The sequence below is a fragment of the Mucilaginibacter sp. P4_G9 genome (genome assembly GCF_056400985.1).
Genome location: NZ_JBFUKF010000167.1, coordinates 1 through 11511 on the forward strand (window position 1 = coordinate 1; position 11511 = coordinate 11511).

9 protein-coding genes are annotated in these 11511 nt (G+C 41.3%); 6 read left to right on the forward strand and 3 right to left on the reverse strand.

From position 1 onward, the window contains the following. The first annotated feature begins 371 nt into the window (after positions 1–371). Positions 372–2072, forward strand: coding sequence for a sodium:solute symporter family transporter (locus AC1DPZ_RS15095; protein WP_477404772.1), 1701 nt, complete (start codon positions 372–374; stop codon positions 2070–2072). Between the two features lie 132 nt (positions 2073–2204). Here the strand turns inward: AC1DPZ_RS15095 and AC1DPZ_RS15100 are convergent, their stop codons facing one another. Continuing rightward, on the reverse strand, positions 2205–2333 hold the full coding sequence (locus AC1DPZ_RS15100) for a hypothetical protein (RefSeq protein ID WP_477404774.1): 129 nt from the start codon (positions 2331–2333) through the stop codon (positions 2205–2207). A gap of 64 nt (positions 2334–2397) precedes the next feature. Here AC1DPZ_RS15100 and AC1DPZ_RS15105 point away from each other — a divergent pair, with 64 nt between their 5' ends. Further along, complete coding sequence (locus AC1DPZ_RS15105; protein WP_477404776.1) at positions 2398–4215, forward strand: S8 family peptidase; 1818 nt, start codon at positions 2398–2400, stop codon at positions 4213–4215. A gap of 34 nt (positions 4216–4249) precedes the next feature. Further along, positions 4250–5452 carry a ComEC/Rec2 family competence protein gene (locus tag AC1DPZ_RS15110; RefSeq protein WP_477404778.1) on the forward strand — a complete coding sequence of 401 codons (1203 nt, stop codon included), beginning with the start codon at positions 4250–4252 and terminating at the stop codon, positions 5450–5452. Positions 5453–5489: 37 nt separating this feature from the next. On the opposite strand, the gene AC1DPZ_RS15115 is transcribed toward AC1DPZ_RS15110, so the two are convergent. Further along, complete coding sequence (locus AC1DPZ_RS15115; RefSeq protein ID WP_477404780.1) at positions 5490–7790, reverse strand: PAS domain-containing protein; 2301 nt, start codon at positions 7788–7790, stop codon at positions 5490–5492. Between the two features lie 314 nt (positions 7791–8104). On the opposite strand from AC1DPZ_RS15115, the gene AC1DPZ_RS15120 reads away from it, so the two are divergent. After that, positions 8105–8344, forward strand: coding sequence for a hypothetical protein (locus tag AC1DPZ_RS15120; RefSeq protein WP_477404782.1), 240 nt, complete (start codon positions 8105–8107; stop codon positions 8342–8344). Positions 8345–8382: 38 nt separating this feature from the next. Here AC1DPZ_RS15120 and AC1DPZ_RS15125 read toward each other — a convergent pair whose 3' ends face one another. Next, on the reverse strand, positions 8383–9603 hold the full coding sequence (locus AC1DPZ_RS15125; RefSeq protein WP_477404784.1) for a family 8 glycosyl hydrolase: 1221 nt from the start codon (positions 9601–9603) through the stop codon (positions 8383–8385). A 585-nt stretch (positions 9604–10188) separates the two neighbouring features. Here AC1DPZ_RS15125 and AC1DPZ_RS15130 point away from each other — a divergent pair. Then, a complete protein-coding gene (locus tag AC1DPZ_RS15130) occupies positions 10189–10548 on the forward strand; it encodes a response regulator (protein ID WP_477404786.1) in 360 nt (119 codons plus the stop codon). 92 nt (positions 10549–10640) lie between these two features. Continuing rightward, a partial coding sequence (locus AC1DPZ_RS15135; RefSeq protein WP_477404788.1) for a CHASE3 domain-containing protein occupies positions 10641–11511 on the forward strand: 871 nt, incomplete at its 3' end.

Sequence of the window (11511 nt, forward strand, 5' to 3'; positions counted from 1 at the left end):
CTTTACAAGTAAAATAAATTCTGAAATTCGGTGAATTCCGGTTCGGAAAGATGCGTTAGGGATAGCAGTGGCTACCGGCCTGAGCGCTATGCCTGCTGGCGTATGAACGGATAGCCCGGCCCGCAGGGAACGCCATGTTGGATAACGGATTAGTAGAGCAAGGGCCGATAGAGCAAGGATAAAAGACAAAGGACAAAGACGCAGACATATTGGCGAATAAATTCTTCGCTGCACCCGGGATAACAAACTATAGTGAAACAAAAGTATATTGCGATAAAAATTATATGATACAAACATGCAGCCCAAGATGGGATTCCGGTTGCTTGTTTTTTAGAAAAAACTAACACAATTAAACAATTTAAACCCCCATTATGAATAAATTTTCAACCATTGATTACGTCATTTTCGTAATCTATTTTGTTGTGGTATCCAGCTACGGTTACTGGGTATACAGCCGCAAAAAAAAGGCCAGTATATCGGCCAGCCATGACTTTTTCCTGGCCGAAGGCTCACTTACCTGGTGGGCTATCGGTGCTTCGCTTATCGCATCAAACATTTCGGCCGAGCAATTTATAGGCACCAGCGGACAGGGTTTTGCTGTCGGCCTGGCGGTTGCAGCTTATGAGTGGGTTGCAGCTATCGCTCTTATTATAGTGGCGGTATGGTTTGTACCGGTGTACCTCAAGAATAAGATATTTACCATGCCGCAGTTTTTGCATACGCGGTACAACGAAACAGTAAGCTTTGTGATGGCCATTTTTTGGCTGTTTTTGTACGTGTTTGTTAACCTTACCTCGATACTTTACCTGGGTGCACTGGCCATTAACAGCCTGGCAGGCGGCGGCTACCTCCATGAGATTATTATCGGGCTGGCTATTTTCGCTTTGTTTATAACACTTGGCGGTATGAAAGTTATCGGCTTTACCGATGTTATCCAGGTGCTGGTATTGGTTGTAGGCGGTTTGGCAACTACCTATATCGCCCTTACTTTGGTGAGTGAGCATTTTGGTTTAGGCAAGGATGCCATGGCCGGCTTAAACGCCATGTTTAAAGATGCGCCGGAACACTTTAAAATGATGATGGCCAAGCCCAAAGCCGGAGCTTCGCAAAAAGAAATCGATAAGTACCTGGCACTACCGGGCATTGCCATGTATTTTGCGGGTCAGTGGATTGTGAATCTTAACTACTGGGGCTGTAATCAATACATTACCCAACGCGCTTTGGGTGCCGATCTTAAAACTGCACGTACCGGGATATTGTTTGCCGGTTTAATGAAACTGGCTATGCCTATCATTGTAGTGTTACCGGGTATTGCAGCATATGTATTGTACAAAAATGGCGGCCTGCAACAGGAAATGGCATCGGGCGGGCATTTCAACTCTGACAATGCCTATTCGGCTATACTGGGCTTTTTACCTACCGGGTTAAAAGGGCTTTCTGTTGCAGCACTAACGGCCGCTATTGTGGCTTCGCTTGCAGGTAAGGCTAATAGTATCAGCACCATTTTTACGCTGGATATTTACAAAAAGCACATGGATAAAGAGGCCACCGAAAAGAAGATGGTTATTGTAGGCAAGCTGACTATCCTGGCTGCCCTGATCTTCTCCATTATACTTACCTGGAAAGACCTTTTGGGTATTGGCGGCGAAGGCGGCTTTACCTTCATCCAAAAATATACCGGCTTTATCAGTCCGGGGATATTTGCCATATTCATATTGGGCTTCTTCTGGAAACGTACTACCGGCGCGGCGGCTATCGCGGGGATCCTTACAGGTTTCGGCATGTCGGTATTGTTTAATAATTATGCACCGGCATTATTTGGTCACGAAACATTGCTGTATACCGCCTTCCCTAATGGCAAGGGTGGTTACGAAATTCCGTTCCTGATCTGTATGGGCCTGTCGTTCATGTTCACCATTATAGTAATGGTAGCTATCAGCTTTGCCGGACCGAAAGTGAACCCGAAAGCATTTGACATACCCCGCAGCATGTTTAAGGTAGATAAATCAACCCTGGCATTAATTATAATAACCCTTTTATTACTTACCGCACTTTATGTTAAGTTCTGGTAATATATAACAGTACAATAAAACTTTTAGGTTTACATTATATTTGATTTAGTCTCCCGGAGTGATTACCGGGGGACTTTTTTTGTATCGGGATGCTCCACAGGGGCACCTTTATAACCTTTGTCTTAACTGATGTCAGCTATCAAACCGGCTAATCAATTCACCTCCAAAAACAGCCCTGATAACCAATAAATTGTGAATAAATAATTCTATCTGCACCTTGCCTGATGCTTTATAATATGCTAACTTGGTATAGCTTAACATAGTTTACAGCTAAACGAGATTAAGCCTCAAATTAACATCAAGTTAAACCTAAATCCTTTCTTGTATGATCATCAATCCAGGATTAATAGAGAGCCTTATCTTTAAAAAATTCCAGCAAACGTTGCGTTTCACACAGGATTCCCCGGTTTTTCCTGATGTTTGGCTTGCCTATTTTGAACAAGGTAAACAGCTCAAAAAAAGCCGGGTAGACCTCATTTTAACACCCCATAAAAATTCCTCGGCCTCAGAATTATTCAGTGCATTGTCTCAAAATTTGCTGCGACAGGGAAAGCCGGAGGAAACAAACGGATGGCAACTGGCAACCAGTGGAGAATCTGTAGTAGCCTGTCTTACTTTTGAAGAACTAATATTGGTTGCTTTACCAATGACACAGTGGTGGCAAACTTACCTGTTTAAGCAGGGCATACCAACCGAAGATTATTATTGGCTTATCCGGCTTATAGGTGCAATTTTGTTATCGGCAAATACAAAAGAAACTCAAAGCGATAACCCTGTTGAAATAAAAGAAGAATTTGAAAATGCTTTTCATGCTTATTTTGATGAATTTAAACCATTTGAAATAAAAGCACCCATTACCCTATGGGCTATAAATCGCAACAGACGCGCAACTTTAACCATTGAAAGATCGGTGCCGGCAACCAAAGCTGATGCCGGCCGACGTTTATTTGAAATTGATGGTTCGGGGATTGCCTGGGCCGTACTCGATTCTGGTATTGATGCCCGTCACCCGGCCTTCAGAAAAACAGATGTAACCACAAAAAAACCTTATGATAATGCTTTAGGCGACAAAACAGACAAATTCTCAAATCATACCCGAATAGTAGCCTCCTATGATTTTACAAGGTTCAGAAAAGTGCTTGCAAGCATTCATAAGCAATATGCCTTTAACAAACCACGGCATATTCCTTCGGCCATCAGATCATCTGGCAACAGCAATGATGCCGGACTTTCAACTAACGAGGTTATGGACTTTGTTAAAGAAATAGACAATGATCTTAGAAACGGCAGGCTCCTGGATTGGTCGGTTATTGCCCCACTGTTGCGGATTCCGCATAATATCCTGGAATATTACCCGCCGGTACACCCACATGGCACCCATGTAGCAGGTATTATAGGTGCAGGCCTAAAAGATGAAACTACCATGCAAAACATCATAGGGATGTGCCCGGGGATAGACCTTTATGATATCAGGGTAATGGATGATTCCGGATCGGGAGAAGAATTTAATATCCTGGCGGGCATACAATTCATTAGATGGATGAACAATCAAAGGGATGAACCGGCTATACATGGTGTTAACATGAGCTTTTCGATGGTGCATGAGGTGGCCAGCTATGCCTGCGGGCAAACCCCTGTTTGCACCTGCTGCGAAAAGCTGGTTAATGAAGGCACCGTTGTGGTTGCAGCAGCAGGTAACCTTGGACAAGCATTATTTCAAAGCCCCGATGGCAGTTCAAGTGCAGGATTCCGGATGGTAAATATAACAGACCCAGGAAATGCCGAGCTGGTTATTACGGTTGGGGCAACTCATCGCAACAGGCCGCACAACTATGGTGTTTCCTATTTTTCGAGTAAGGGTCCAACAGGCGACGGAAGGCTAAAGCCCGACCTTGTTGCCCCGGGAGAAAAAATTGTTTCAACCAGTATAGATAACCGCATGGAGCGAATGGATGGAACTTCTATGGCTGCTCCTCATGTCTCGGGTGCAGCTGCGCTGATATTAGCCAGGCATCGTGAACTTATTGGCCAGCCGGCAAAAGTTAAACAGGCATTGTGCAAAACAGCTACCGACCTTGGCCGGGAAAAGTACTTCCAGGGTTGCGGCATGGTTGATGTGCTGCGGGCCATCCAATCAGTTTAAAAATCAGTTTGTCATTACCTAAATCACATCTCATATGCTTTTCAGTTTAGAAGTTCTTGAAGCTAAATATGGTGATTGCCTGATGCTTCATTTTGGCGACCCTAATGATCCAAAATCTATATTAATTGATGGCGGCCCGCCGGGAGTTTACACAAAAACACTGAAGCCCCGCCTTATGGCAATCAAAGCAAAGCTTACCGGCGATGAACCATTGCCCCTGGCCATGGTAATGATAAGCCATGCTGATGAGGACCATATACAGGGAATTATTGACCTCACAGATGCCATGACGGATAAATTATCTGAGCAGGAGCAACAGGATTTTATTATTGATAATTTTTGGTTTAACAGTTTTGATGACATTATCGGGAACCAGCAGATACCAATCATTAAAGATTTAAAGACTTCTGCACACGCAGCAGATATAAGCTCTTTACAAATACCTGAACTTGATAATGCCCCCGAACATATTGTTGCTGTAATAGCCTCCACAGGCCAGGGAAGACATATCCGCGATAACATTGCCAAATTAAATCTATCTGTTAACGCGCCCTTTAAAAAACTTAAACCGGGTAATACAAAACTTGTACGCGGCGATACCAAAACTAAAAGTTTGCACATGGGTAATCTGGAAATCATCGTAGTACACCCCACTGCCCAACGATTACAGCAACTGCAGGTACAGTGGGATAAAGACCTTAAAAAAGCAGCCAAAGCAAAAAGCAAGGAAAAAAGCAAGCAGATCATCGTTTCGAGCCTAATTGATAATGATAAGTCGCCGTTCAATTTATCCAGCATAGTTTGCCTGGTTAAGTTTGGGGATAAAAAAATGTTGCTTACCGGTGATGGACGGAGCGATGATATATATGCCGGCTTAAAACTAAATGGACTGCTTGATGAGCATGGCAAAATACACATTGATATACTGAAAATGCCGCATCATGGGAGTAAAGCAAATATGACCCCGGATTTTTTAATGAACGTAACTGCGGATCATTATGTAGTATCGGCCAATGGTAAATTTAATAATCCCGATCAGGAAACATTGGATATGATGAACCAGGTTGTAAAAAAGGGAATTCTGCATTTAACCAACCATGACGGGGAACTGGGACTTAAAAAAAAGATGGATGATTTTGTAAAAAAACTAAGCAATGGCAATCCTTTACAGGTAGCGTTCCGGGATGAGGCCAGCTTATCATTTATCATTAACTTAGAAGACAAAGTCAATTTTTAACGACACCTACCGCCAGATTAAATTGTGACTATTTCAGTTACGACAAATCCACAACATCGTTAATCTTGTTATGGATTTGGTATACTATGCCATCCATTTCGTTAACGCATACTTTTAACAGTTCAAAAATTTCCTCTTTTTCTTCCTCGTTGTCGGCTATATCCACCAGGGTCATGAGGCCAAGCATGGTGGCTACTGGTCGTCTTATCTCGTGYGAGCTCATCCATGCCACCTCCTTCAAAAACTCATTTTGCCGTTTAATTTCCTGTTCTTTTTCTTTTCTTAGGGTGATGTTTTGATAAACTGCGATGTAACCCAAATAGTTACTGTGATCATCAAACACAGGGGTTAATTCAATCGAAACCCATAAAGGCAACTTAAATTTGGTATTGATCACCAGGTCAACCGAAAAAGCTTCGTGCATTCTTTGCTTTTCATACATCCTGCTAATTTCGTCCTCATCCATACCTGGCTCCCTTAAATGCTCAAAGGGGTCCCGGCCTTCCATTTCTGCAAAATTAAAGCCAGTAATATCTTCAAATGCTTTATTGATCCGTTGTACCCGGTTTTTAGGGTCGGTTACAATAATCATGTTGTTAACCCGGGTAATAATATCGGCCAGGCGCTTATTTTCCTGGGTCGACCGTTTAAGCGCATCTATATCCTTAATTACGCCTATTAACCTCGTGGGCTCTTTTTGTTCATTGTAAATAAAATACCCCTGGTCCATAATATATTTATAATGACCGTTACCACAATTCACCCGGTACTCGCATTCCCAGTTTGTTTTTCCTTCACTTTTTATTTTATGCTGACTTTCTTTAACCCCGGCAACATCATCAGGGTGAATTAATCCGCGCCACCATTCCAGGCAATACTCAATCTGGGCATATGGAATGTCAACAAGTTGGGTTAAACTGGTGTTGTAAATAATATGATTGCTCACGATGTTAAGATCATAGATAACATCTTTTGTGGCCTGGGCAACCAGCTCATATCTTTCTACAGCTTCTTTAAGCTTAGTATCCTTTAATTTATCCTCCGTTATATCCGAAAAGTAAATCGCGACCCCATCATCTGTTGGATAGGCTGCCAGGCGAATCCATTTTTTTAGCACGAGAGAATACTCTTCCTGCCTTACAATCACCCTTTCTTCCAGCGCTTTCTGATAGTAGGGATATAAGCGGTTCATTTCTTTCGGGAACAGGGTAAAAATACTTTCTCCTACAATATTTGTAATCTTTGCATCAACCAGCTTCCTGAAAACCTGGTTAATGCGTGTGATATTCATATCAAAATCCAAAGCAAAAAAAGCATCGCTAATGCTATTCAAAGTATTTTCCAGGCTGTACAGGTATTTATTCCTTTCCATTTCCAATTGTTTCAGCTCGGTAATATCCTGCATCGAACCAATTAGTTTTAAAGGAGTAGGGTATTCTTCGTCTAACCGGGCAAGCTGTCGTACATAACGGGTTTCGCCGTTTAGTGCTACAATGCGGTGCGTAATGTCCATCGTTTTACCTGTACTAATGAGGTCTTCCAACCCCCTTATCATCATTGGCCTGTCTTCGGGAAATATATGCTCCACGTAAATATCAAAAACCTCGCGCCCGTCGTCTTTACTTACACCGGTAAGCATGTACAATTCATCAGACCATGCCAGTTTTTGAGTTCCAGGAAAATACTCCCATCCCCCAACTTTCGACATCATTTGCGTTTCCCTTAATTTTCTTTTTCCGCCCTGCAGGTCCTGGTTTATTTTCTCTAATGTTTGTTCAAATATCACCCGCTCGGTCATATCCTTTATCATAACCAGTATATTTGGCTGGTTGTTAAAGATGATCTTATGCGATGTTATACTCACATAAATGAGGGTTCCATCTTTTTTAACATGCCGCCAAGTACCATTTAAATTCAAATCCCCTGCAGGCCGTTTTGCCGGTTCTCCATTTTTGGGATCATCCTGCGGTCTGATGTCGAGGATACTTTTTGTTAAAAACTCATCTTTGCTATATCCGTAGGCATTAATGGCGGCATCATTAACCGAAATTATTTGAAACTCTTCGTCATAGATCCACATCGGCACCGGGTTGGCTTCATACATATAGCGGTACTGGTTTTCGCTTTGCCCAAGTTTTACATCATTCTTCCTTATCAGGTAATATAAAAAACATCCGGTTGCTATTACAAAGAAATATCCTTTGGCAGTGCTGAACAATAAAGACTGGTATTGGGTAAAATTATGCAGGAAATAAAAAAGTAACCGGTCGCTAAAAGTGATCCAGAGAAGACTGATTATAACATAAATAATAGCTATCCGGAAAGCGCCTTTTTGCATAGATGAGCGTTAAATTAACAATTAAATTAAACGGATTAAGCATATTATTAGTTACATCAAAACATGTTTTAGCTGTTATTAACCCTGCGGCAGATCATATTTTTATCAACAATTACTTGTCGATAAATTAATGACAACTGTTCACAAACGAATGGATGATATTGTTTTTTTGCAGTTGCTTATTTCCTCTTCCCTTCTCAAATCTCACATCTAACCAGGATTCCTTAAATTATGTTAAATTTTTTACCGCTTGCAATAATGAAATAGTTGAAACGTATTTTATAAGGTACCAGGATTTCAACATACATCATACTATGGAATACAAAATAAAATTAGCAGACGGAACCGCGCATATCATCAGCATTACAAGTGCCTACTTTAAAACATGGCATGTATGGAATATTAAATTTAAGGATGGACGGGCAGCCATGCTTTTTAAAATGGGCAGCGAATGGATGCAGCGAAATGAGGATTTCCTGGACGAGCACGTTTTAACAGCGATAGGCAACACTATTGATAAAATCATTCAAAGGCGCAATACGCTGTCGTTTTAAATTGAGGCTACCTCTGTTGGTGTTACTACAGGGTCTCCTCACCCCTTCCAATAATTACCGCTTAAAATAATCATGTTGAGCATTTTTATGCTGTTGTCGTAATAATCATAATCTTTAAGTTTAAAATGCAGCAGGTAATCCCACGTGTGGTTAAGCCATCGCTGATTTTTGGCCCCGGTTGTGGCAGCTACGGCAAAGGGAGCAATAAAGCTAAGTGCCTCGAAATAACGGGCCTGCAGGTCATTCCCCGATAAAGTATAACCTGCAGAAATGTTATCGGGGTTATCATTCGTTGTCGAGCGGATCCAGCGGTTAATTTTGGTGGTTATGGCTTTGGCACGTGTGTCGCCGTATAATAAATAGTCGGCAGCTATACGCCAGGGAACCCGGCAGGCATTATAGTTATAATAACCATCATACTTTGTTTCGAGATACATGGCTTTGGCCGGCCGCGGATGATGGTTCACCTGTTGAATAAAATCGGGCAGTAAACCCGCATCCGGGCTGTATTGCTGCTGCATCCGTGCAAATAAACGGTAGGTGCCGGCTATCACCTTATCCCAACGTGCATCCCCAGTGGCGGCTTTAAACGCCTTGAAATGCGAGGGCATAAAATCGGATGGGCGGGTATCAAAATAATCTTTACTATCCGCTTCAACCTCATTACTCAGCAGGATAGTGAAAGTTTGCTGGTTTATTTCATACCGCATAATATCGGCAATCAGTACTTTGGCTTCTTTTAAGTAGTTTATGGCGCCCTGGCTGCCCCATTGCTTATCTGCCAGCAATAAGGAATAGGCTATATCCATATCGCCGTCTGTTGCCGAGGAGTGATCAAGGTTATTGCCTTTTACATCCTGTGCCCAATTCATAAGGTGTTGCCCGCTTTTTGCCGGATGCGCCCGGTAATAGCGAAACAAAGCATCGTAAACCGCTTTGGCTGCTGGGTCGGCGCCGGCCATGAGGACAACGATAATCATGCCATACCCCTGTCCTTCGGATACGCATTGTTTGTTGCCGGGTCTTTCAAACCAAATGTAGCTTTGGTTTTTGCCGGCTACCTGTTTTACATAGCGGCTTTTCCATTCCCGGTAAAAAGAGCGTACGCTGTTATCCAGGTTTTGCCGGTTAACATGGCTGGGGATAATGCTGCCCGCAGTATATGAAGTATGCTGCGGAAAAGGTTTTAACACATGTTGCGCATGTAAGCTGTAAAAGGCAAAAACCGCAATGTACAATACAATACCTTTTTTTAGCATAGCGAACCTTTATGGTTAAGAAAACAAACCGTGCGTTATCTCTTTTGGTTTTATAAATACAAGGTAGGCTTTTTACCCAGACAGCAGATCAGGAGTTTAGACAACACCAAAAAGCATTAAGTAAAAAACGTCCAAAACCTGTTCGAATATTGTAAATATTAATCATGAATAATAATTAAAATAACCAACAAACGGTATATTATAAACTTTCCGACAGTGTTTAAGCAGGTATACGGCAGGTATTTTTGTGTTTCACATTACTCAAAACACACAACTTGCTCTGCTAAATTTTTCGCTAAACCCTTAAGTTGCTACTTGCTTTGCCTTTTATAATTAGCAGTTTAGCCTAAGGCTAAACTTTTGGCAATGTAAATTATTCAACGAAAATTTCATTTTGATTAAAACAGGCTGCAAAAACACACATTCAGGTTAAATTTTTAATTAATATAATATTTTTTTAAGCAAAACATTGCAATATTGTATTCAACAATGTTAATTTGCATAATAAAAACTATAAACAAAATCGATAAGATATTTTATATTTAACAGGGATTATTAATTAATTTATAATAACTTCATAGCAGAATGATAAAAAAAATACTTGTAATAGAAGATGATGAAGATATTTTAGATTCAATTGATACCCTATTGAGTTTGAATAATTTTGAGGTGAAAGGAATAACCCAGACAAATGATATCATTGAAGTGCTGAAAGCCAACAAACCCGACCTGGTATTAACCGATTATATTTTACCGGGTATGAATGGTGGCAAAATTTGCCAGGTTATTAAAAACAATAAAGAGCTGGCCCACATCCCGGTTATTTTAATGACCGCCTATCATAAACAAGCTATTGCTATCGGGAATTTCGGACACGATGCCTACCTTCCAAAACCATTTGAAAATCAGCATCTTGTTAACATCATTAATAAATTACTAAACTAAATGTAATTGTACCTTCCTTAACTTCAACCCCCTCCTACAATTATTTAAATGGTTTGATGTAAATTCCTAAAAAAGCCAACTCTTCCATTAAAATGAAAATATCGCTTAATCGTAATCTGCAAATCGGGTATGGCTTTTCTCTTTTTATACTTATCGTTATTTCCGTTTTATCCTATTTAAGTATCCACTTCCTGTTAAAAAGCGCCAACCTGGTTGATCATAGCTACACAGTTATCCAAAAGCTCGAAAATATCGAGTCGATCATGAAAGATGCAGAAACAGGTCAGCGCGGATACCTGCTTACCAAACAGGAAGAGTTTTTACAACCCTATAACGGTGCCGAAACAAAAGCACTTAAGCAAATAAAGGAAGTCAGGCAATTAGCTGCCGACAATCCTCAGCAGCAACAGAATATAGACGGGATCAAAAAAATTTTAACAACCCGGCTGAGTATTTTAAAGGAATTGCTGGATAAGAATAAAAACAACGAAACTGTAAGCATTAACGACCTCAAAAAGGGAAAACTGGCCATGGATGCCTTAAACCAATCCATTAACAAAACCGAGGCTGCCGAGAGAAAATTGCTAAACACCAGGCTAAGTGCCTACAAAACCTATGCTGCTTATGTGCCGGCCATTTTTGTAATTGGAGTTTTACTTGCCCTAATTTTCACGCTCATATCGTACATGAGTGTTACGGCAATTATTGCCGGGCGTACAAAAATTCAAACCGAGCTTGAGTATAGGGAGCATGAAACAGCGGAGTTAAATGAAGAGCTGGCTGCCGCAAACGAAGAAATGAAAGCCATTAATGAAGAGCTGCTTGCCAGTAACGAAGAACTTTCTGCATCGCAAGACATGCTTCATGCACTTAATAACGAGCTTGAGGAAAGGGTTATTGCACGTACGCAGGCGCTATCATTAAGCGAAACCCGGTTTCGCAAGATGATGCAAACCATTCCGC